General features: G+C 57.1%; 1 protein-coding gene. It reads right to left on the bottom strand.

The window, feature by feature from the left end:
• The coding region (locus tag ABD836_RS19420; RefSeq protein WP_344939322.1) for an Ig-like domain-containing protein at positions 1–611 on the bottom strand (611 nt) is incomplete at both ends.

The raw sequence follows: 611 nt of genomic DNA, 5'->3' as shown, positions 1-611 counted from the left end.
AGGTGTTGCCGGCCAGCACACTACCGCTGTAAGGCGTGCCGTTAATGGTGAAGCTGATTGCGTCGCCCACTGTGGCATCGCCGCCAACGGTACCGGTGACGCTGATGGTTGTTCCAGCTTCCGCTGCGTTCACAATGTCATCTGGCGTGATGTCGTTGACGGTGATCGTTGCCGCAGCAGTGGTATCAACCGTGTGAGTCGATGTAGTCGTTGCGGTAAATGGATTACCTGCCGCGTCTGTACCCGTTACTGTCGCATCGAAGCTGGTGTCGGCTGCCAAATCGGCGCCATCAACCGCAATGCTGTAGGTGTTGCCCGCCAGCACAGTACCGCTGTAAGGCGTGCCGTTTATAGTAAAGCTAACAGTGTCGCCCACTGTTGCATCGCCACCGACGGTACCCGTGACGTTGATGGTTGTTCCAGCTTCCGCTGCGTTCACGATGTCATCTGCGGTGATGTCGTTAACGGCGATTATTGCACTCGCTGCAGTATCAACCGTGTGGGTTGAGGTCGTGGTAGCCGTGAACGGATTACCGGCATCATCGCTGCCAGTCACTGTTGCATCGAAGCTGGTATCCGCCGCAAGGTCCGCGCCATCAACCGCAATGCTG

The sequence above is a fragment of the Zhongshania borealis genome (assembly GCF_039539625.1).
Taxonomy (GTDB): domain Bacteria; phylum Pseudomonadota; class Gammaproteobacteria; order Pseudomonadales; family Spongiibacteraceae; genus Spongiibacter; species Spongiibacter borealis.
The sequence above is the reverse complement of the archived record's forward strand: the minus strand, read 5'-3'. Positions and strand labels throughout refer to the sequence as shown.